This window comes from uncultured Planococcus sp. (genome assembly GCF_947501725.1).
In the GTDB taxonomy this organism is placed as follows: Bacteria; Bacillota; Bacilli; order Bacillales_A; family Planococcaceae; genus Planococcus; species Planococcus donghaensis_C.
Genome location: NZ_CANMXD010000001.1, coordinates 92,494 through 115,055, shown reverse-complemented (window position 1 = coordinate 115,055; position 22,562 = coordinate 92,494). Strand labels below are relative to the sequence as shown.

General features: G+C 46.4%; 22 protein-coding genes. 3 read left to right on the top strand and 19 right to left on the bottom strand.

Annotated features, from left to right (window positions below; all coding sequences use genetic code 11):
- Positions 1-26: 26 nt before the first annotated feature.
- The 15 genes from Q0785_RS00630 to Q0785_RS00560 form a co-directional block, all read right to left on the bottom strand.
- A complete protein-coding gene (locus Q0785_RS00630; RefSeq protein WP_298823778.1) occupies positions 27-1,202 on the bottom strand; it encodes an acyl-CoA dehydrogenase family protein in 1,176 nt (391 codons plus the stop codon).
- A 30-nt stretch (positions 1,203-1,232) separates the two neighbouring features.
- Complete coding sequence (locus tag Q0785_RS00625) at positions 1,233-2,402, bottom strand: CaiB/BaiF CoA-transferase family protein (RefSeq protein WP_298823776.1); 1,170 nt, start codon at positions 2,400-2,402, stop codon at positions 1,233-1,235.
- 63 nt (positions 2,403-2,465) lie between these two features.
- Positions 2,466-3,887: a DASS family sodium-coupled anion symporter gene (locus tag Q0785_RS00620; RefSeq protein ID WP_298823774.1), complete on the bottom strand. Its 1,422-nt coding sequence runs from the start codon at positions 3,885-3,887 to the stop codon at positions 2,466-2,468.
- 70 nt (positions 3,888-3,957) lie between these two features.
- Positions 3,958-4,650: a class I SAM-dependent methyltransferase gene (locus Q0785_RS00615; RefSeq protein WP_298823772.1), complete on the bottom strand. Its 693-nt coding sequence runs from the start codon at positions 4,648-4,650 to the stop codon at positions 3,958-3,960.
- Between the two features lie 26 nt (positions 4,651-4,676).
- Complete coding sequence (locus tag Q0785_RS00610; RefSeq protein ID WP_298823770.1) at positions 4,677-5,843, bottom strand: mandelate racemase/muconate lactonizing enzyme family protein; 1,167 nt, start codon at positions 5,841-5,843, stop codon at positions 4,677-4,679.
- Between the two features lie 35 nt (positions 5,844-5,878).
- A complete protein-coding gene (locus Q0785_RS00605) occupies positions 5,879-6,724 on the bottom strand; it encodes a CoA ester lyase (protein ID WP_298823768.1) in 846 nt (281 codons plus the stop codon).
- Positions 6,725-6,870: 146 nt separating this feature from the next.
- A complete protein-coding gene (locus tag Q0785_RS00600; RefSeq protein ID WP_298823766.1) occupies positions 6,871-7,929 on the bottom strand; it encodes a tartrate dehydrogenase in 1,059 nt (352 codons plus the stop codon).
- Between the two features lie 47 nt (positions 7,930-7,976).
- A complete protein-coding gene (locus Q0785_RS00595; RefSeq protein ID WP_298823764.1) occupies positions 7,977-8,642 on the bottom strand; it encodes a GntR family transcriptional regulator in 666 nt (221 codons plus the stop codon).
- A gap of 88 nt (positions 8,643-8,730) precedes the next feature.
- Positions 8,731-9,621 carry an NAD(P)-dependent oxidoreductase gene (locus Q0785_RS00590; protein ID WP_298823762.1) on the bottom strand — a complete coding sequence of 297 codons (891 nt, stop codon included), beginning with the start codon at positions 9,619-9,621 and terminating at the stop codon, positions 8,731-8,733.
- A gap of 34 nt (positions 9,622-9,655) precedes the next feature.
- On the bottom strand, positions 9,656-10,204 hold the full coding sequence (locus tag Q0785_RS00585) for a Fe-S-containing hydro-lyase (protein WP_298823760.1): 549 nt from the start codon (positions 10,202-10,204) through the stop codon (positions 9,656-9,658).
- An 11-nt stretch (positions 10,205-10,215) separates the two neighbouring features.
- Positions 10,216-11,061 (bottom strand): fumarate hydratase, encoded by an 846-nt coding sequence (locus tag Q0785_RS00580; RefSeq protein WP_298823758.1) that lies wholly within the window; start codon positions 11,059-11,061, stop codon positions 10,216-10,218.
- Complete coding sequence (locus Q0785_RS00575; protein WP_298823757.1) at positions 11,058-11,585, bottom strand: PaaI family thioesterase; 528 nt, start codon at positions 11,583-11,585, stop codon at positions 11,058-11,060. The genes Q0785_RS00580 and Q0785_RS00575 overlap by 4 nt, the downstream gene beginning before the upstream one ends.
- A 66-nt stretch (positions 11,586-11,651) precedes the next feature.
- Positions 11,652-12,992: an MmgE/PrpD family protein gene (locus tag Q0785_RS00570; RefSeq protein WP_298823756.1), complete on the bottom strand. Its 1,341-nt coding sequence runs from the start codon at positions 12,990-12,992 to the stop codon at positions 11,652-11,654.
- Positions 12,993-13,036: 44 nt separating this feature from the next.
- Complete coding sequence (locus tag Q0785_RS00565; protein ID WP_298823755.1) at positions 13,037-13,831, bottom strand: enoyl-CoA hydratase-related protein; 795 nt, start codon at positions 13,829-13,831, stop codon at positions 13,037-13,039.
- 31 nt (positions 13,832-13,862) lie between these two features.
- On the bottom strand, positions 13,863-14,792 hold the full coding sequence (locus Q0785_RS00560) for a hydroxymethylglutaryl-CoA lyase (protein ID WP_298823754.1): 930 nt from the start codon (positions 14,790-14,792) through the stop codon (positions 13,863-13,865).
- A 109-nt stretch (positions 14,793-14,901) separates the two neighbouring features.
- Between Q0785_RS00560 and Q0785_RS00555 the strand changes: the two genes are divergently transcribed.
- Positions 14,902-15,825, top strand: coding sequence for an AEC family transporter (locus Q0785_RS00555; protein WP_298823753.1), 924 nt, complete (start codon positions 14,902-14,904; stop codon positions 15,823-15,825).
- 11 nt (positions 15,826-15,836) lie between these two features.
- On the opposite strand, the gene pcaC is transcribed toward Q0785_RS00555, so the two are convergent.
- Positions 15,837-16,220, bottom strand: coding sequence for a 4-carboxymuconolactone decarboxylase (gene pcaC, locus Q0785_RS00550; RefSeq protein WP_298823751.1), 384 nt, complete (start codon positions 16,218-16,220; stop codon positions 15,837-15,839).
- Between the two features lie 153 nt (positions 16,221-16,373).
- Positions 16,374-17,405, bottom strand: coding sequence for a DctP family TRAP transporter solute-binding subunit (locus tag Q0785_RS00545; RefSeq protein ID WP_298823749.1), 1,032 nt, complete (start codon positions 17,403-17,405; stop codon positions 16,374-16,376).
- A gap of 416 nt (positions 17,406-17,821) precedes the next feature.
- Between Q0785_RS00545 and Q0785_RS00540 the strand changes: the two genes are divergently transcribed.
- Positions 17,822-18,322, top strand: coding sequence for a TRAP transporter small permease (locus tag Q0785_RS00540; RefSeq protein ID WP_223643575.1), 501 nt, complete (start codon positions 17,822-17,824; stop codon positions 18,320-18,322).
- Positions 18,307-19,572 carry a TRAP transporter large permease gene (locus Q0785_RS00535; RefSeq protein ID WP_223643577.1) on the top strand — a complete coding sequence of 422 codons (1,266 nt, stop codon included), beginning with the start codon at positions 18,307-18,309 and terminating at the stop codon, positions 19,570-19,572. The genes Q0785_RS00540 and Q0785_RS00535 overlap by 16 nt, the downstream gene beginning before the upstream one ends.
- Positions 19,573-19,645: 73 nt before the next feature.
- Here the strand turns inward: Q0785_RS00535 and Q0785_RS00530 are convergent, their stop codons facing one another.
- Positions 19,646-20,944 carry an amidohydrolase gene (locus Q0785_RS00530; protein ID WP_298823741.1) on the bottom strand — a complete coding sequence of 433 codons (1,299 nt, stop codon included), beginning with the start codon at positions 20,942-20,944 and terminating at the stop codon, positions 19,646-19,648.
- Between the two features lie 30 nt (positions 20,945-20,974).
- Positions 20,975-22,504 carry an AbgT family transporter gene (locus Q0785_RS00525; RefSeq protein ID WP_298823739.1) on the bottom strand — a complete coding sequence of 510 codons (1,530 nt, stop codon included), beginning with the start codon at positions 22,502-22,504 and terminating at the stop codon, positions 20,975-20,977.
- Between the last annotated feature and the right edge of the window lie 58 nt (positions 22,505-22,562).

Here is a 22,562-nt window from a genome sequence, read left to right as displayed (position 1 = left end):
TTTCTGCCGTCTTTTTCTTATGGCTATTAATAGGAGCGCGGCATCTTCAGTACATTCTGGCCGAGATAAGCCAAAATCATATTGTTGCTGACGGGTGCTACTTGGTACATCCGGGTCTCCCTGAATTTCCGCTCGACGTCATACTCATCGACGAATCCATAGCCTCCGAATGTATCCAGGCAGACATTGGCCGCCTGCCAGCTTGCTTCACTTGACAGAAATTTCGCCAAGTTGGCCTGTTCACCGAATTTCTCATTTTCGTCAAATCTTTTTGCCGCTTCGTAGCGCATCAAATCAGCGGCTTTGATCGCTGCATAAGCCCGGGCAATCGGGAATTGGATGCCTTGATTTTCTCCGATCTTCCGGTTGAATACTACCCGTTCATTGGCATAGCTGGTGGCTTTGTCGATGAAGAAATAACCATCGCCAATCGCTTCCGCTGCCAATAAGGTCCGCTCTGCGTTCATCCCGTCCAATACATAACGGAACCCTTTGCCTTCTTCCCCGATCAGGCATTCGGCCGGAATTTCCATATCCTTGTACCAAACTTGATTGGTTGCGTAATTGAACATGGCCCGAACCGGTTCCACTACCAAGGATTCGGGCTGCTGTTCGCGGATGATCCGCAAATCGACGAGGAACAGGCTAAGCCCTTCAGCCCTCTTTTCCCCCACATCCGCAAGCGGCGTCGTGCGTGCCAGCAACATCAACAAATCGGATTGCAAAAGCCGGCTGGTCCAGTTTTTATGGCCGTTGACCCGGTAGCCATCTGCTGTTTTTTCAGCGAAGGTTTCGATTGCGGTGGTATTGGAGCCGGCTTTCTCTTCCGTCACCGAGAAAGCCTGGAAGCGAATCGAGCCATCTGCGATGCCGGGCAGATACTGTTGTTTCTGCTCTTCACTGCCATGCTTCAATAAGGCACCCATTGTATACATCTGGGCATGGCAGCCAGCGGCGTGGCCCCCGGAGCGGTTAATCTCTTCCAGAATGATGGTCGCTTCTGTCATGCCGTATCCTTTGCCGCCATACTGTTCAGGAATCAATGCGGAAAGATAGCCGCTTTTTGTCAACGCATCCACAAATTCGTAAGGGTACTCCCGCTCAAGGTCCAGCTTTCTCCAATAGGAATTCGGGAATTCTGAACACAGTTTCCGCACTTCCTGCCGTAATTGTTCTCTTTCCTGCTGCGTTAATTTCGCCATTTCCATTTTCCCCTTTCGAATGCTGCCTTTTCATTGTGTGGTCAACTTAGTTATTTGCTGTTCAGAAAATCCAAACTCCGACAAAATGGAATGCGTATGTTCCCCGACTTCCGGTATCGGATTCATGACGGTATCGACTTCATCTGAAGTGACCGGCGGGATAAGCGCCTTCAATTTCCCCACTGGCGAATCCACTTCCCGCCAGCGGTCGCGTGCCGCTAATTGCGGGTGGTCGACAAGTTCGTTCATGGTATTGAGGCGTGCATTGGCGATCCGGGACTGTTCCAGCCGTTCGATGGCCTGCCCGGAATCCATTCCTTGAAATACGTCTTCAATGATGGTTTTCAGTGCTGTTTTATTGACCACCCGCTGGGAATTGCTGTTGAACAAAGGGTCAACCGCCAGCTCAGGGTTATCCAAAACCCTTTCACAGAATTCCACCCATTCCCGTTCGTTTTGGATCCCCATGAAGACCATTTTGCCATCCCCCGCTTCAAAAGGGCCATACGGATAAATTGTAGCGTGGCTTGCTCCGGTCCGCGGCGGTTCATTGTCTCCGTAAGCGGAATAATAGAGCGGATAACCCATCCATTCCGCCAGCGCTTCCAGCATGGACACTTCAATAATCGCACCTTTCCCTGTTTTGTAGCGTGAGATGATGGCGGTCAACACCCCGGTATAGGCATACATTCCCGCCGCAATATCTGCAATGGAGATTCCGGCTTTGGAAGGGGTATCTTCCGTCCCGGTTACGGAAACCAGGCCTGCTTCGCATTGGATCAGTAAGTCATAAGCTTTTTTATTGGTATACGGGCCGAAGGTGCCATATCCCGAAATGGAGCAGATGATCAGCTTCGGATATTTCACCTTCAATTCCTCAGCGCTGAATCCAAGGCGATCCACTGCGCCAGGCGCCAGGTTATGAAGGAAAACGTCGGCCTTTTCCAATAATTTATGCAGTACCTCTTTGGCCTCTTCCTGCTTAAGGTCCAGCGCCAACGACTCTTTGGAGCGATTGATCCAGACAAAGTGGCTGGCCAGTCCTTTCACAGTCTTATCATAATTCCGGGCGAAATCACCCACTCCCGGTCGTTCCACTTTGATGACCCGGGCACCCAAATCGGCTAATTGCCTAGTTGCAAAAGGTGCTGCAACAGCCTGCTCCAAAGAAACGACGGTAATGCCTTCCAATGGCAACATATGAATTCCTCCTTGTTGATTCGATTGATGAACAGAAAATCCATCTTTTCAAACTGGGCAAAATCATATCAACCCAATCCAATTCCACCAAGTGGCGGCGACCAGAACAGTTGCCGCCATTGAAATGACAGTAGCGTATAAACCAGGTTTCAAAAAATCTTTCTGGGAAATCATTCCCGTGCTGTGGGCAATCAGGTTCGGCATGGATTCAACAATCAGGACAAATCCGAAAAGACAGGTCAAGCCTGTTGTAAAAGCAATGGCCAGGGGATTGATTCCCGCATTTTGGGCTACACTGATGACGATCGGCACCAGGACAACAACAGCGGTGGCAACATTGGAAATCATTTTATGGAAAATCTGAGCCAGGACAATGACGACCACCACGGCAGAAAATGGATTTTGAATAAGCTGCATAAACCAACCGACACTCAAGTATTGGCTGATGGTGGTTGCAGCGCCTGAATCCACAAATGTATAGCCCATCGATAAGGTGACGCTGATCAACAAAACGGTATTGTAGTTGATGCGGACGACAGGCTCCCATGCAGCGACGCCGATAATGGGCAATGCCATCAACACCACACCGGCTAGTGCGGGAACGCTTGGATGCAGACCATGAAGAGGCTCAGTCAGCCAAAAGATCACAATCGTCAACAGAATAGCCAAGCAACGAATTTCTCGGGCATTGACGGGTCCTAACTCTTTCAGCTTTTCGGTCATTTCTTCTTTGATTGCCGGAAAATAGCTCTGCTCTTCCGGCAATGGAAAAACTTTCAACAGCATGAGCCATATTGCCGGAATCAATATCAGCCAGATAGGGAAAGTGTAATAGAACCACTCGAAATACGTGATATTGATTCCCGCAAAACGATTGAGCAGTTCCACCGTCAAAATATTGCCGATTGCCGCAGTCATGACAGACGTTCCGCTGATGATGCCGCCGAAAGCGACACCGAGCATGATCATTTTCCGCAAATTCCCGCCTGGCTCGGCGTGGGTCGTTTCAATGATCATGGTTGAAACCGGCAGAATCAGGGCAGACCGGACAGCAGTGGAAGGGATAAAAAATGCCTGGATCTGTTGAATGATGATGATACTGCCGAGCAAGCCAGCTGAGCGGCCGCCCCATTTTTTCAGGATGGTATAGCTCATCCGTTTGATCAAGGCCGTTTCATTGACCGCTGTGGCAAGCATCATGCCTCCGACGATCAAATAAGTTGCCGGTGACGCAAATCCGCTGAAGATAACCGACGAATCTGCAATACCGAATAGCAGCATCAACAATAGAATGATCAAGGCAGTCAACCCGATCGGGATCGGTTCCAATGACCATAGGATAATCCCGAGCGTAATGATGCTGGTCATCACTTTAGCGGCGTAGGAAAATTCATCTGGCAATAAAAAATAGACAGCAAGGAAACCCAAAACAGCTACTCCTATAAACAGGAGCGTCCTCCTGCTTTCCACCGGATTGCTTTTCATGCTTCCTTACCTCCTTTTTCACAGCCGAGCAGGTTTCGTTTAAAACAGACAAAAGATACCTCTATATTTTTTAAGCCGCATAACAGATCCATCCACCAAAATGGTTGGTCTTAAAGAAGTTGGCGATCCGGCGGAACCCTGAGTCCTCCAGCAATTGACGAATTTGAGATTCTGAAATCGATGATTCCGTTAAAGTTCCTTTCATCAATTCCTCCACTTTTTGCTCTGGCAGATTGGTCATGTCCAGCCAGTAGTTTTTCCATAAAGCGACCAGCTCTTTAAATTCGGGATCGTCTGGATCTCCGAATTTACTTACCAATACGAAAGGCGCGCCTGAATCCAAATGACTTCTTATTTTCATCAGCAGCGCCTTTTTTTCTTCTATCTCTGGGACAAAGTGCAGGACCAGGATGCAGGTGGCGCCATCAAAGTGCTTTGCTGCCGGTACATCCATTACGGTGCCGTTCACCCATTCGATGCGGTCTTCGATTCCGACATGTGCCGCTTTGGCTTTCGCTGCTTCCAGCATGGCTTTTGCCGGATCGACCGCCGTAAATCGCCAGCCTTGGTTCGGAACACCAAAAGCTTTCAATTCATTGCCACCGCCACAGCCGACCACCAATACTTCTGCCTGCTCGTTAAGTGCATTGCGAAGAAAGGTTTGTGACAAGCGCAGCATCGGATCGTAAGTCGGTAATGTCCGTCTCACCCCTTTGTCATATTCAGTCGCAATGTCCTGATTGAATTCCATTTTGCCTGCCACGTTTTTACCTCCCCTTACTTTTATCCTTACTTGCCGATTGTCAGCAACAGTTCATACAAATTGGCCTTTTCTTCAAAGCCGATTCCTGGCACTTCGGGAAGCCGGACATAGCCTGCTTCTACTGCATAACGGTCCGCAAATCCACCAAAAGGTTCGAATACCCCTGGATAAGATTCATTGCCGTGAAGCTCCAGACCCGCTGCAATGTTAAGTGACAATTGGTGGCCGCCATGCGGGATGCAGCGGCGCGAAGACCAGCCATATTCTTTCAGCATATCGAGGATCCGCAAATATTCCACCAACCCGTAGCTGAGGGCACAGTCGAATTGCAGAAAATCTTTTTCCGGATCCATCCCTCCGTAACGGATTAAATTCGTGGCGTCCTGAAGTGAAAACAGGTTTTCGCCGGTTGCTAAGGCATGCGGATAGCGCTTGGAAAGCTCTGCCTGTAAATGATAATCCAATGGATCTCCTGCTTCTTCGTACCAAATCAGTTCATAGTCTTTTACTTTTTCACCAAACTCAATGGCATAGTCCAAATCGAAGCGGCCATTGGCATCGACCATCAAGCCGCTGCCTTTTGGCAAAATGTCCAGAACTGCCTCTATTCGCTGCAGGTCTTCATTCAATGATGCGCCGCCGACTTTCATTTTCACGTCACGGTAGCCCAGATCCAAATAGCCTTTCATCTCGTCTTGAAGCTCAGTCAAGCCTTTATCAGGGAAATAATAGCCGCCCGCCGCATAAATATAGACCTTGTCATCCGTTTTCCCGGTTCCATAGCGGTCCGCCAACAGCTGATACAAAGGCTTTTCCTCTATTTTTGCAACGGCATCCCAGACCGCCATGTCAATGACGCCCACCGCAACTGCGCGCTCGCCATGACCGCCCGGCTTTTCATTGGACATGATGATTTTATGTATTTTGTGGGGGTCCAAGTTGCCTCCATCAGCTGTCACAATGTCTTTCGGATCCGCTTCCAGAAGCCGTGGGATAAAGCGTTCTTCCAGTAAACAAGTGGGCGCATACCTTCCGTTCGAATTAAATCCGTAACCCACTACCGGTTTCCCGTTTTTGACGACATCAGTGGTGATCGCCAGAGCCGAAGTGGTCATTTTACTGAAATCTATATAAGCGTTGCGGATAGGACTGCTGATCGGTACTGTCTTGACATCGATTTTCACTATTTTCACTTTGCTCACCTCATCATTTTTAATGGTTAGATTGTTTAATAGCCTCTATTCTGCAGGATTCGTTTAGCTTTTTTATAGACAGGATAATCGACAAACTGTCCACCGACTTTAATCGAAGCCTCGCCTGCTTTTTCAGCTTGTTCAAATGCTTTGACGATTTCTCCAGCCAAGGCAAGTTCTTCCTCTGAAGGCGAAAGCACTTGATGGACAACTCCCAATTGTTTCGGATGGATGACCAGTTTCGCCTTGAAACCCAGCTGTTTAGCAAAAACCGTTTGTTTTTCAAGTCCGGCTTCATCCGTTAAATCAGGATAGACCGCATCGATCGGCGAGCCGATTCCTGCTGCTTTTGAAGCGATCACCAATTGGGAACGGGCATACAACAATTCCAGCCCTTCAGGTGTAAGTTCACATTCGATATCCAAGGAAAAATCGATTGACCCGAAAGCCAGAGCCGAAATCAGTGGATCCGCGGATGCAATCTCATACGCAAACTGAATCCCCCGCGCACTTTCTATCAAGGGAATCACATCAACTATTTTGTCCCCGGCGATCTCCCTTATTCTATGGCAGACCTTTTGCATGTCCTGTTCACTTTCTGCTTTTGGAACCATAATTCCACCAGCTCCACTGCGGATCGCCCCTTCTAAATCGGCTTCCCATAGGTCGGTGTCCAGACTGTTGATTCGGACCATAACCCTGTTTTCATCTTGATGCGTCTCCAGCGCCTCTTTCATTATTTTCCGCGCCGTTTGCTTTTCCGAGATGGCCACAGCATCCTCTAAATCCAAGATGACAACGTCAGCGATAGATGAGAACGCTTTCTTTATAATAGAAAGATCTCTAGCTGGAACAAATAAATAGGAGCGTGCTGGATTCATTGCGTTCTCTCCAATCTCTGGATATTGGATACAATATTAATTTAATTCTCATCTTACTAAATGATTGGGCTATTGTAAAATATTTTTCAGAAAATTTAGTTCTTTTAAAAAGGCAGCAGTTACCTTGTGCAGCAAGCCCCGAATACTTACTGTTTTCTCAGGTTGGCAATTATTTCATCGGTTACCTCGGAAGTTGAAGAGCTGCCGCCAATATCCGCCGTCTTGATGCCGGATTGCATGGAATCTTCGATAGCTTCGAGCAATAACGTGCCCATTTCCAGTTCTCCGAAATGGTCGAGCATCATTTTGGCTGTCCAGATCTGCCCGATGGGATTAGCGATCCCTCTGCCGAAAATATCCGGTGCTGAGCCATGAACCGGTTCGAACATGGATGGGTATTTGCCATTTAAATTGATATTTCCTGCCGGCGCTATTCCGATGCTGCCCATTATGGCAGCGCCGATATCGCTTAAGATATCGCCGAATAAATTGCTGGCTACTACAACATCCAGCGTCTGAGGCTTAGTGATGAAAAAAGCAGAGAGTGCATCAATGTGCTCGCTATTGGTTTGAATTTCTTCATAATTGGTTGCGACCTCTTTGAAGACTTCATCCCAAAATGGCATGGAGTGGACGATTCCATTGGATTTGGTGGCACTCGTCACCCTTCCGTTACGTTGTTTTGCCAATTCAAATGCATACTCGATGACACGGGAAACTCCTTTTTTGGTGAACACCGCATTTTGGATGACTATTTCATCTTCTCCGCTGTGGACTCTGCCGCCAATACTGCTGTATTCACCTTCGCTGTTTTCACGGACAATCATGATATCGAAGTCCCGGGGATTCGCTAAAGGGGAGACGATGCCTTTAAGCTGCTTGGCAGGCCGGATATTGATGACCTGCTGAAATTCCCGGCGGATTTTCAGCAGCAACCCTCCCAGTGAAATATGGTCAGCCACTAATGCGGGGTCGCCGACAGCCCCCAGGAAAACCGCATCACTTTGTGCGATTTGGCTCAAGCCATCCTCCGGCATCATTATTCCATGTTGGACATAATATTCCGAGCTCCATGGGTGGTGGATTGAGTTGAACTTTAATCCACCGTGGATTTCTGCTATCACATCCAGGACACGCAATGCCTCCGGAACCACCTCTTTTCCGATGCCATCTCCTGGAATAACCGCTAACTCGATTTGCTTCATACTGTCTGCCCCTCTCCCTTTATCAAACATTCAACAAATAAATTCCTTTACTCTTTCATCATCATCTCAATCAAGTTTTCTTTCGTTCTCAGAATATGCTTTTCAGTGATTCTCCTTAACTGGACTTCGTCTTTCTGTTTGACGTATTCCAGCATTAAGCGATGTTCTTCATGCGAATCCGCCAGATGGTTCGACAGCAGGCTTGGTGTATAGGGAGGAATTCCTTTCCATAAAGTTTCAATAAACCCCTGGATCCTTCTCCAAGGGCAGCTCTCCCTTAAAATCCGGTGAAACTCAGCGTTCAATTTCATAAAGATTTCAACATCGTTTTCATCGGCTTTCAGTTTGATCATTTCATTGTATAGATTTTGGAGTTCCTCAATTTCTTCATCGCCTAAATAAGGGAGCGACTTTACAACTGCCTGTCCTTCCAAGAGAGCTCTTAATTGATAGATTTCTTCAATATCCTCTGTGGAAATCGGCGTGACCACTGCCCCTCTTCTTGGCTCGATTCTGACCAAACCTTCCACTTCCAGCTGACGCAATGCTTCTCTAAGAGGCATCCGGCTGACGCCCAACTTTTGTGCCCATTCCTCCTGCATCAATCGCTCGCCCATTTTGAATTCGCCTTTGAGTATCAATTCCCTCAGTTTATTCGTCACTTTATATTGCAAAGTGGCTCTATCCTGCTCTGTTAATTTAAATTTTTCCATATGGCACCCCTTAAACACGTTCTCCTTCAACTGCAGGAAAGAATAATTGCATTTTATCATTAAAAACCACCTTCGAGTATCGGGTTGATCAGGACCCTTTGATTTCCACCGAGAACATTTCTTCGATATATTTCACAATGGCGGTATGATCCTGATCACCGCCGCCTTGGGACCAAGCATGTTTCCAAAGTTGGAACGATGCGCTGGAAATGAACATCGGCACTTTTTCTTCCTCCGCCATCGCCATCGCAATCTTCAGATCTTTGACCATCAGATCCAACGTAAAACCAACCTCGAATTTCCGCGTCAGCACTTGATTGGGAAATTTAAAGTCGCTGGAAAAGCTTCTGCCGGTGCTGGCGTTGATGACGTTCAGCATCTTTTCAGGATCAAGACCCAATTTGACGCCAAGCGCCATCGCTTCTCCCGTAGCCGCTAATGTTGTTGCGGAAATCATATTGTTCAACGCCTTTATGGTATGGCCCGCCCCTGCTTCGCCGACGTGAAAAATATTGGCTCCCATGCATTCAAGCAGTGGTTTTGCTCTTTCAAAATCGGCTTCTTCGCCGCCAACCATAATGGACAGAGTGCCTTCTTCGGCCTTTTTGACTCCACCACTCACGGGGGCATCAATCATTTTCAGACCTTTTTCTTTCATCAAGGCACTCAGTTCCTTTGTTACAGAAGGAATGGACGTCGTCATTTCGATCAGCAGGCTGTCTGAATCCATACCTTCCATCAATCCTTCCGGACCGGTCAACGTTTCTTTAACAATGAATACATTCGGCAAGACTGTCAGGATGTATGAATATTTCTCTGCTAAATCTGCGGGGCTTCCAGCTTCTTTTGCACCAAGCTCCACGAATTTTTGGACGAACTCTTTATTGACGTCAAAAACGCCCACTTCGACCCCTTGCTCCAGCAGCCTTTTCACCATACGGCCACCCATATTACCCAATCCGATAATTCCTGCTTTCATCTTTGCTGCCCCCTTAGGTACCGTCGTTTATCGATTACTGCCTGTATTTTGCAACCCCATCCTTATAGATATCACCCCCATGGATATCATTGATGACAAATACCGGAAAATCTTCAATGGTCAGTTTCCGGATAGCTTCTGTACCCAGATCTTCATAGGCGACGACTTCCGCTTTTTTGATTGAGCGGGCAATCAGCGCTGCAGCACCACCGACAGCACCAAAATAAACCGCTTGATGTTGGAGCATGGAAGCGATGACCTCTTCACTTCGATACCCTTTGCCGATCATTCCCTTCAATCCCTTTTCAAGAAGAGCTGGCGTATACAGATCCATTCTGCCGCTCGTTGTCGGACCCGCCGAACCGATTACTTCTCCAGGTTTTGCAGGAGTCGGTCCCGTATAATACAAAACCTGGCCATCCAGCTCAACGGGAAGCGGCGTTCCTTCTTTCTCCTGTTCCACCATTCGCTTATGGGCTGCGTCCCTTGCTGTATAGACGATACCGGAAAGCAATACGCGGTCTCCTGCTTTCAGCGATTCAATGTCTTCGTCCCGTAAAGGCAGGTTGATTTTCTTCTGCATCCACTTTCACCTCACTTCATTCTAATCGTTTGGTGGCGGCTCGCATGGCAGTTCAAATTGACAGCCACCGGCAAAGCCGCAATATGGCAGGACTCGAGTTCCACTTTTACATCCAGTGCGGTCGTGCTGCCGCCCATTCCCTGGGGGCCGATGCCGAGGCGGTTGATTTGTTCCATCAATTCCTGCTCAAGCTCCGCAACTGCCGGATCTTCATGACGCACGCCTAAAGGACGGAACAATGACTTTTTCGCCAAAAAAGCGCAGCGCTCGAAATTCCCACCGATTCCAATGCCGACTACCAGTGGCGGACAGGCATTAGGCCCTGCTTCTTTAACGATGGATAAAATATAATCCTTAACCCCTTCCATTCCATCAGATGGCTTGAGCATCTTCAGTGCACTCATGTTTTCAGCCCCGCCGCCTTTGGCTGTCATATGGAGTGTCAGTTCTTCCCCTTCAACCAAATCGATATGGACAATGGCTGGTGTATTGTTGCCGGTATTTTTCCGGTTCATCGGATTGCAGACCATGGAATTTCTTAAATAGCCTTCTCCATAGCCTTTTTCCACTCCTTCATTGATGGCATCCACCAATCTTCCACCGACAATATGGCAATCCTGGCCAACCTCGACCATAAAGACTGCCGTTCCGGTATCCTGGCACATAGGAACCCTTTCTGCTTTGGCGATATCAGCGTTATCAATCAGCTGCGTCAACACTTCCCTGCCGGTTTCTGAACGTTCCGTCTGCAATGCCTGTTTAAATGCCGAGTAGACATCTTCTCCAAGATTGTAATTAGACTCCATGCACATGGCTTTTACTTCTTCTACAATTTTTTCGTAGGCGATTTCATTCATCTGTCTCCCTCCTTTCTTTTTGTCGTTCCACTGATATAAAAAGTACCCAGCGCTTTCGCCACTAATTTCCCTGAGACGTCGTGAATGGAACATTCAGAAACGACCGTGCTTCTGCCTTGCCTTAAAATAAGAGGTGTCGCAATCAAATGGGAACCTTGGCCTTTTTCAATAAAATTCACTTTCAGTTCCAAAGTGAAGACTTTCTCACCCTCTGTTAAATTCTGCAGAATACTAAAACCGATTGCGACATCGGCCAATGTATAAATGGAACCTCCTTGCGCCACGCCATAGGTATTTTCGTTTTGAAAACCCAATGCCATCTCTGTCGTTCCGTCCTGATTTTGCACCATCCCTAAAAAACGCCCAAGAAAATGCATGGGTACAGCATTTCCGGTTGAATCAGCCTGCGGCTCCTGCACGAGCGACAATAAATAGGCAGCCTGCTCCAATTCAACAGGATTGAGGGATTCCAATTGCTTTTGCAGTTTTGCAATCTCCATTTTTTGCTCCCTGTTCTGTTCCATAAAGACGCCCTCTTTGCATGAATTCTTTTTTATTCTGCTTCCGGTTCAAGCGTGGAAAAAACCGTTTTACAAGGTATCCATCAAATTGCCGATATTCTCTGTTGATTCCAAGTCCATCAAGCTTTTCGCTAATGTCTGTCGCTGTTCAATAGGTAACTTCGTGGCCATTCCCATAAATTTTTCAAGCAGTTCTTCTGAAGTTACTGCATTTTCAGGGTCGCCTTTAGGAAAATCAGTTTGCTTGCTGATTTTCTCCCCATTCTTCAACAGAACACTCACCGCAGCTCCCCACTGCTTCGGATAACCGCCATCAATTGTAGGATCCGTGTGGACATTCACTTTTTTCACCAGCGACCGAATATCTTCATCCCATAACTTGTCCCCGTTGAAATCATCCAGACTCGCACGGCCATTCAATAAGGCCAATGCCGAACAGAATTGGAGACTGAATTTAGCGGCATACTCTGTCTGTGGATCAGGATCATCCGTAATCGTAAGCGCAACTTGATAGGAATCCACTTCCACTGATTCGATATCCTCCAATGCGGGGTTCTGTTCCTTAAAGACATCGATCAGCAGATCGACCGCATGATGGGTATGGCGGCATGAGGCATGGACCTTAAAGGAATTCTCCAAAATCTTGAACTCCTGACCCAGATTTTCCGTTATTCTTGAAGCATCATGCTCTTCACTCATGGCATTAAAAAAGCCGCGGTCGCCTTCAAGGATCTTCTTCGGTCCCGTAAAGCCCTTTTTTGCCAATAACGCGGCCATTGTTCCGTTCATTGCCGCTTTTCCAGTATGCAACTGCTTGGTCATCGCTCCATCGACGATGAATTCCCATAATCCAGCAGCTTGGGAACCTGCATTCCCTAAGGCGTTGACCATTTCATCTTCCGTTAAACCAAGCAGTTTTCCGGCTGCTGCTGCAGCACCAAAAGTTCCGCAGGTCGCTGTGTTGTGCCAGTAATAATAATGGGAAGGCGATACTGCTTCGCCGATTCTGAAACAGACTTCATATCCCGCCACTACTGCCGTGATCAGTTCTTTCCCGCTTAATTTCTTCCATTCCGCAATCGCAAGTGCCGCGGGAATAACAACAGTTGCCGCATGTACAATGGACCCTTTATGGATGTCATCAAGTTCCATTACATGGCTTGCCGCTCCGTTCACCAAAGCCGCATGAATGGCACTTGATTTCCCTCCGGTAACAAGCTTCGCCTGATCAAGGCCACCCATTTCACTGACTAAATCGCTGACCATTTGAACTGGGCTTTTATCCGATCCCGCAATCGCTGATCCAAAATAGTCAAGAATGCACAATTTCGTAAACTCTACTACTTCTTCCGGCAACTCATCGTATGAAAGCTCCAAACTGTACCTCGCCAATTGCCTGCTTAATTCCATTTTAGGTTCTCCTTCCACTAACGCGTTAACGCATCAGCACTTTGTTATTTCCCTTGCCATTCCGGCTTCCGTTTTTCATTGAAAGCCAAAACACCCTCGAGGCGATCCGCTGAATTTGCACATTTATAATATTGATCAAGTTCAATCGATAGCGCCGTATTGATGTCCGTATGAAGGCCAGTAGAGATGGATTTTTTAATGGATTGCAGGGATAACGGCGCATTTTCCGCAATTTCCTTCGCCACTTCCAGCGTCTTCGGCATCAGCTCTTCTTTCGAAAAGACGCCGTTCAATATACCGACATCCAATGCTTTGGCTGCATCCACCTGATTTCCTCTAAACAGCATCTCTTTTGCCAATCCGACTGGGATGGCACGCGGCAATAATTGCGTTCCGCCTACACCCGGGATGATGCCGAGTTTCACTTCAGGCAATCCCATCTTAGCGTGTGCCGCTGCATAGCGGAGGTCGCAGCTCAGCAGCATCTCCATACCGCCGCCTAAAGCAAAGCCATTGACGGCTGCAATGACAGGAAACTTGAAGTTCCGCAGCAGTTCATAGGCATCTTCAAAAATGTCATGCTGCTGTTTCCATTGTTCATTGGTCATCCCTTTCCGTTCCTTTAAATCCGCACCTGCACAAAAGCTTTTCTCCCCTTTGGCAGTGAGCACCAGAACCCGCAATTCCTTTTCCTGCTCCAGCGATTTCAAGCATTCAATCAGCTCGATGCCCATTTTCGTATTCAGCGAGTTCATCGCATCAGGCCTGTTCAATTCAATCACAAAAACATTTTCGGCACGGTTTTCTTCATTTAAGTTCAAGGTTTCCCAATTGGTCATGGTCGCATCCTCCAAATCATCTCTAAACGTTCTATTTCTTTGCCGGAACTGGATATTTCCGGTCGTATGGGCCTGCTTTCAGAACGTAGCTGGGTGTTTCGTGGCCAACATATTGTTGAAGCGTTTTTGAAGCAGCCATCAATTTCTCAAGTGACAGCCCGGTCTCGATTCCCATGCTATGCAACATGTGGACCACATCTTCTGTGCAGATATTGCCTGTTGCACCCGGGGCGAATGGGCAGCCGCCAAGACCGCCTAAAGAAGCATCGAAACTCGTGATGCCCGCCTGCATAGCCCCCAGCATATTGGCAAGCCCCATGCCCCTTGTATTATGGAAATGAAGATTGAACGATTGTTCCGGAAATTTGGTTGTCATCTCCGACACTAAATCGTAGACTTGCTGCGGATTGGCCATGCCCGTAGTATCTGCGAGCGTAATGGTCTCCACATTCAACGGCACCAATTGTTCCAGGATCCACTCGATTCTGCCCTTGCTCACTTCACCTTCAAACGGACAGCCGAAAGTCGTGGCAACCGATACATTCACTAACATTCCATGGTCTTCGCAATATATAAGAATTCCTTTGAGTTCCTCCAAAGATTCTTCTGTACTTTTCTGGACGTTTTGCTGGTTATGTGTATCACTTGCCGAAAAGACGAAATTCAACCTTTCTACACCTTTTTCCTTTGCATTCTTTGCTCCCTTCAAATTCGGGATTAGGGCAATCAGTTCGAGTTGATTCGAATTTTTTGAAATCAGCTCAAACAATTCACCACTGTTTGCCATTTGCGGAACCAACTTCGGATGGACGAAAGAACCGAATTCCAGTGTTCGAAGATCGGCTTTCACCAATTGATCAAATAAGGCTTTTTTTTCGTCCACAGTCAGTACTTTGTCTTCCAACTGCAGTCCATCCCTTAATACCACTTCGTTTATCTTCACTTTTTTTGGCAGTTTCATTTTGATTCACCTCAGTCCCAAAATTGATTGGTATAATTTTCTTAATGGTGTATATTGTACAGAAACAAGAATCGGGCAGATTGCTTAATGAAGGAAAGGAGAGAGTGTTATGGAGATTTTCAATATATTCTTGAATATCATCGTCCCCATTCTCATTTTGATTGGATTAGGGGCATTTTTGCATTTGAAATTCCATTTTGATTTGAATACGCTGGCAAAAATCAATATCTATTATTTGGTGCCAGGTTTAATTTTTATCCGTCTTTACGAAACTGATTTGGCTTTAGAAATGTTTTTTAAAGTATTGGTGTTTTTTATTTTTTTGTCTTTATTTTTGTATTTTGTATCCAAGTTAATCAGTAAGCTTCTCGGTTTCAGCAAAGGGCTCAGTATCGCCTTTTCACATAGTTCTTTGTTCTACAACTCAGGCAATTACGGCATTTCCGTTAATGACTTGGCATTTCGCCAGGATCCGATCGCAATGGCGGTCCAGGTATTGGTCCTTACTTTCCAAAACTTGCTGGTCTATTCCTACGGCATTATCAGTTTGCAGCGGCTGGACAAATCTAAGATTAAGGCTACCGTCCCTTATTTTAAAATGCCGGTGCTTTATGCGATGTTTTTCGGTCTCATCCTGAATGCCTTCGACCTTACACTTCCGCAATTCTTGTATACCCCGGGCTCTTATATTGCAGATGCCTTGATTGCATTGGCTCTTTTGACCCTTGGCGCGCAAGTCGTTCAACTGAATTTCACTAAAAATTTGGTTACCGTCTACTTGAGTGTAGGTGTGAGGCTTATCATCAGCCCGCTTCTCGCCTTTATCATCATTCAATTCCTTAACGTCGACACCATTACAGCTCAAGCGATGTTCATCGCTTCCGCCGTTCCAAGTTCCGTAAATAGCGCCATCATTGCACAGGAATACGAAAATGAAACTGCATTTGCGGCTCAAGCTGTTCTTGCATCAACTATTTTCAGCGCTTTATCCGTAACAATCGTCATTTTCCTATCACGGATTCTCTTTGTTTAAAATGGACTGAATTATTGCTCTTTATCCATTTCATCAAATACTTCTTTTGCTGTCCGGAAGCTATCAATCGCCGCTGGTACACCGCAATATATGGCAGCCTGCAGGAAAACCTCCTGAATTTCGTCTTTCGTCAAGCCGTTATTGATAGCTCCTCTGACATGCAGCTTCAATTCATGAGGCCGATTCAATGCCGTAATCATAGCGAGATTCAGCATGCTCCGCGTCTTTTTCGGCAAGCCTGGCCGCGCCCAAATCTCTCCCCAGCAATATTCCGTCACCAATTCCTGCATCGGCATATTAAAGTCCGTCGCATTCTGGATCGATTTTTCCACATATTCTGCACCCAATACACTTTTGCGTATTTCCAATCCCTGCTCAAACTTCTCTTTGTTCATATTCCATTCTCCTGTCTGTTAGTTATTTTTTCTTTGTCTGGATGCCGTGCGGTGAAAAATTCTGTATTCAAGCGATGCTTATCTTTAGCCGGATATTAAACTGAAAAAAGCTGGCTATGATGACAGCCAACTTTCTTCAGTTCTCTTCAAGTATTATTGGCCTGCTGCTTCACGTGCCGCTTCGTATACATCTGCGCCGATTTCATCTTCGAACTCATCGTAGATAGGCTCCAATGCTGTACGGAACTCTTCGATTTGTTCTGGTGTCAACTCGATGATTTCAACCAGCCCTCTATCACGAATCAATTCGAGAGCTTCTTCGTTCAGACTTGTTGCTTCCTCACGTGCCACCGCTGTACCTTCATCCAATCCAGCCTGCACAATCTCTTTTGTTTCATCATTCATGCTTTCCCAGAACTCTGTATTCGTGAAAACTGCATAATCTACACGCGTATGGTTCATGATTGTCATGTAATCTTGAACTTCATCAAATTTCTTGGATTCGATATTGCTGAATGTATTTTCCTGTCCCTCAACTACTCCTTGGTCCAACGCTGTGTAAAGTTCGCCGAACGGAATGGACTCGGAGCCCGCTCCCAAAGCAGAGTAGATAGCTTCCAATACTTGGCCACCTTGTGTACGGAATTTCAGCCCCTGGAAATCATCCGGTGAATCGATTGGCCGTTCATTGTTGGTGATATGCTTACCGCCGTTCGGCCACATCGATAATCCAAGTACGCCATCGCTTTCCAGGCTCCCCAAAATCTCCTGGCCTTTTTCGCCATCCCAAAATGCAATTGCCTCTTCATCGTTATCAAACATAAAAGGAAGAGCCGGCACATTGAATTGCGGATTATTTCCGACAAACTTCGTCAAATCCGGTGCAATGAACTGAACATTATTCGAGGCCAGGTTCTGGTACTCATCCTGATCTCCGAACAACGAACTATTCGGATAAATCTCTACTTCGATAGCGCCATCGGATTCTGTTTCAATATACTCTTTCATAGCTAGAGCACCTTGGTGTTTCGGTGTATTCTCAGCTACTACGTGAGAGAATTTGATCGTCATCTCCTGGACACCCTCTGCACCGCCTTCTCCATCGGTCGCTGCTTCATCACTCCCACATGCGGATAATACAAGTGCTGACATCAAAAGTGACGTGGATAGAATATACTTTTTCATCTAAAGAACCCCCTTATTGGTTTTTGGACCTGTGCCTACTTAAAACATTTTTGTAAGGGCTTTCATTTTGGAGCTGCACCTTCCTTTCTTTCAGCCCTGCTCTCCGTGTTATACAAAAAATTTTAAGCTGCTCTCCTTCAAATGAATTTTGGATACAACTCACAACAAAATTAGCATATAAAAAAATGATTGTAAAGATAAATTTGAATATTCAATTTTAATATACGCTAAATTTTTACTTCAATTAGTAAAAAATAACCTGTATTTATAAAGTAGAGAGGATTTTATTGACACTAATTACCCACCTGAACTTTTAATCAATTCTAAATTTTCACTTGTTATTCGATAAAACTTGTATTATGATTTGACTAATTCTTTTCGTATCCAAAATACAAAATAGGTAAAGGAGGATTCAAATGAAATACTTGAATTATATTGAAAGCGCTTTCTCCATTGTCTTGTTCTTGTTTGGAATCGGCATCAGCCTCTACTCGGTCTTCATGCGCTATATTATGGGGAGCTCGCAAAGTTGGGCAACGGAAATCTATACCATGCTTTTGGTTTGGGCCATTTTCATCGGTTTCTCTTCCGCTTTAAAAGAAGATAAGCACATTGCGATAGATGTACTTTATGATCGATTCGGCCCTAAAATGCAGCATTTCTCCCAAGTGCTCACTTTGGTGGTCGGCGCAGCATTCAGTGTTTTCATTATTTGGACTGGGATGGACATGGTGACCACAGCTTACAGCCAAGATATCAAAACCATTGATGTCGGCTTCCCGATCTGGATCAATTACTTGATTATGCCAATTGCGGGAACCTTGCTGTTCATTCGTTTTTGTGAAAAAGCTTATCGATACTTTGTCAAGAAAGAAAATGTTACGGGCGGAGGAGATGCAGAATGGAAGCAGCAGTAATCGTAATCGTCTTACTTTTCGTATTTGCTTTCTTACGGGTGCCGATTGCCATCAGTTTGGCAGTATCGAGTATTGTCGGTCTCTACATGGTGGACTTTTCATTGAATACAGTGATTCAGAGAATGTTTACGGGAGTCAACAGCACCACTTTGATGGCGATTCCCGGATTTGTTTTCGCTGGATTGATCATGGCCAAAGGCGGAATATCCAAATACTTGATCGAATGCATCCGTTCCTGGGTAGGACACACTAAAGGCGGCTTATCAGTGGTCACCATCATCACCTGCATGATTTTTGCTGCAATTTCAGGTTCAAGTCCAGCGACAGCTGCTGCGATCGGTGCCATTATGATTCCGATGATGGTCAAAGCAGGCTATGACAAGAGCTACTCGATGGGCTTGGTTGCTGCCGCTGGAACATTGGGGATTCTGATTCCACCATCTATCCCATTAATCCTTTATGGATCTGTTTCTGAGCAATCCACAGGAAGATTGTTTTCTGCCGGGATACTTCCTGGACTGTTGCTTGGGCTAGCTTTAATCATTTATGCTGTTCTTGTAGCTTACCGGAAAAATTACGGCGGCTTACCGAAGGTTCCTTTAAAAGACCGGTGGCGCCCTACACTGAAAGCTACTTGGGGTCTTATCATGCCGGTTCTTATCTTAGGCAGCATCTATACTGGGATTGTCACCCCGACAGAAGCCTCATTTGTAGCTGCATTATATGCCATTATCGTATCCATCGTTATCTATAGAGAAATGACCTGGTCTCAATTCATCGAAATTACCAAGGAGTCCATCAATACCACTTCGATGATTTTCCTGATTATTGCAGCTGCCCTGGTTTTCGGGATGTTCCTGACGACTGAACAGGTTCCACAGGATTTTGCCGCCTGGGTCAGTGATAGTGGCTTCAATAAATGGACATTCTTGCTCATCGTCAGTATCCTGTTCTTCGTTCTTGGAATGTTCCTGGAACCGACAGCCATCATTTTAATTACGCTGCCGATTTTGCTGCCGATCATTGGAGCATTGGAAATCGATGTCATCCACTTCGCCATCATCATGGTAGTCAATATGGAGCTGGGAATGATTACACCACCTGTTGGACTCAATCTCTTCGTTGTCAGTGGGATAACCGGTGAAAAGGTCGAACAGGTCATACGAGGTGTCGTCCCATTCTTTATGATCTTTATAATCGTTCTGATCCTGATTATCATCTTCCCTCAAATTTCCTTGTATTTAACTTGAATTCCGCAAAGTAGAGCTGTCGGATAGTTGACGGCATGAAAAAAGACGGCAGGAAATTCCTGCCGTCTTTTTTTCATGCTTTGCTTAGTTTCAATACGGAACGGTATAGTACATCGACAGCTGACAACATTGAGGTTTCATCAAAATCGAACCGTTCATTGTGGTGGCCAGCTGCTAAGTCACTGCCGACGATGCAATAGGTAGCCAATCCACCATGCGCTTTTACCTGTTCCATATAATAGGTTGCATCTTCGGACCCTGCCGAATCAGTGGACCAGTCAATGGTTTTGGTGAAGTAAGGTGAGCTCTGGGCAACTTCATGCAAGCTTTCAACCAGCTCTTTGCTCGGAATGCTGCTTTTGGCTTCACCCACCACTTCTGTAGAGACTTCGACTCCATACATGGCTGCAGCTCCTTCAAGAACTGCAAAAGCCTGTGTCCGGATGTAATCATTGATTTCAGAAGTTTCTCCACGGGTTTCAATTTTCATATGAGCAGTTGCCGGAATAATGTTGCGTCCAGAACCTGCGTTCAACACGCCGACATTGACACGCGAAGCTCCAGCCGAGTGGCGGGGAATCCCGTGCAGGCCAAGCACAGCAGAAGACGCGGCCATCAACGCATTGCGCCCTTCTTCCGGCTTGCCTCCCGCATGGGAAGCCGTACCCTTGAATACCACATCCATTTTAGTGGTTGCCAGGAATCCAGCATTGCCGGCTACAAATTCACCTGTCGGAACACCGGTTCCAAGGTGCATGGCGATGAAGACATCGACATCGTCAACAACGCCTGCCGCTACCATTGATTTCGCTCCACGCGTACCTTCTTCTGCCGGCTGAAAAATCAGCTTGATCGTTCCGGCCAGTTTATCTTTGTTGTCGATGAGTATTTTCGCAAATCCAAGTCCAATCGAAGTATGCCCATCATGCGCACAAGCGTGCATCTTATCTGCGTTGACCGACTGGAAGCCATGATCGAATGGAATATGCCCTTCCGCCAATTCCTCTTGGATATCAAGAGCATCCATATCAAAGCGGTAAGCCAGCACCGGACCCGGTCTTCCGGTTTCAAGCACAGCGACAATCCCCGTCATGCCATCCTTAAAGTTCGGCAGCCATTTTGGATCAGCACCGTTCTCTTGCGCCCAGTTATAATGCGTCTCCAGAACTTCTTGGCTGGGAACGCCCATCCGCTGATCGGCTCTCATCACTTCCCCAGCCATCTGCAGCGGGTAGCCAAGTTCAGCTAGGCGGCTGGCGACAAGTGAAGCGGTACGCATTTCCAAGAATCCGGATTCCGCATGCTTATGCAAATCCCTCCGCCAACTGACCATCTCCTCCTGCAGCAGTTCGTCGATTAATTTCTCTGTCACTTGTTGTCCTCCTCAATGTGATGCTTCTTTTTATAGATAAGGGGTGATTCCCGGGCCATATTGCAATCCTGTATAGAAGAAAATCAGGAACAGGATGATCCAGACGATAAGGAAAGATAAAGTGTATGGAATCATCAATGAAATCAAGGTACCCATCCCCGCCTTTTTGTCATACTCTTTCAAGAAAGAAAGCACGACGATAAAATATGGATTCAGCGGTGTCACGATATTCGTTGAGGAATCCCCTAAACGATAAGCCATCTGAGTAAATGCCGGATGATAGCCCAATTGCATGAACAACGGAATAAATACAGGAGCTTCCAATGCCCATTTCGCTGACCCTGAAGTGATCAGGAAGTTCAAGGAGGCTGTGAATAAGATATATCCGACAATCAGATAGATGCCGGTAAAGTTGATTTGCGTCAAAAATTCTGCCCCGTTGACGGCAATCCAAGTTCCGATATTAGTCCATGTAAAGTAGGCGATAAACTGTGATGCAGCGAAAATCAGCACGATGAATCCAGACATATCTTTGATGGATTCAGCCATAAAGCCTACAGCATCTCCTGAATCTTTGATGGCCCCCACTGTTTTTCCGTAGGCGATACCCAAAACCAGGAAGAGGCCGAGAATAATCGGTACAATTCCTGACAGGAATGGCGACGGGATCATTCCTCCATCTTCGTTCCTGAGGGAAGATCCGGGTAATACAACCAGCAGGACCAGCACAGCGATATAAGCAAGAGCCGCAAGCCCCGCATTGCGCAAGCCTTTGTTGGCTTTCGGGTGTTCTTCAGCACTGACATCGATGACAGCTTTCCCTTCGTATTTCCCAAGTTTCGGTTCGATAATTTTTTCAGTCACTAATCCCGCTACAATGGTCATGACAAAAACCGAAACGATATTGAAGTACCAGTTATCCGCAGGAGTTACGATCAGCGTATCATCCAATATAGCGGCCGCTTCCGTTGAAATCCCGGAAAGCAATGCGTCCGTTCCAACAATCAGCAGGTTTGCAGTAAATCCGGCGCCGGCGCTGGCGAATCCTACTGCCAATCCGGCAAGCGGATGGCGGCCCAGTTTGTAAAATACCATGGCTGCCAAAGGCGGGATGAGGATTTGAGCCGCATCGGAAGCGATGTTCCCCATGATCCCCACAAAAGCGATGGCATACGTTACGATTGAAGCTGGAGCTTTCATGATCGTCTTTCGTATCGCGATTTCCAGCAGTCCCACTTTCTCGGCCAATCCAATTCCCAGCATAATGGCCAATACGGTCCCCAAAGGAGCAAAGCCGGTAAAGTTGGTCAGCATTGAAGTGACGATATACTGCAGACCACCCCAGGATAACAGATTTTCAATCGCCAACGTCTCTCCTGTCCCGGGATGGACAACAGAAGCACCGAATAAGCTGAAAATGAATGATGCAATGATTACACCAATTGCTAAATACACAAAAATCATGAATGGATCGGGCAATTTATTCCCCAGCTTTTCAATGGTATTTAGAAAACGGATAAAGATTCCCTTCTTTTCCCCATTCTGTTCCGGCTTTTTCATAATACGCCTCCTCATATTCCTGAAATCTTAACTTTTTTAATAGTATAGGCAAATAAAC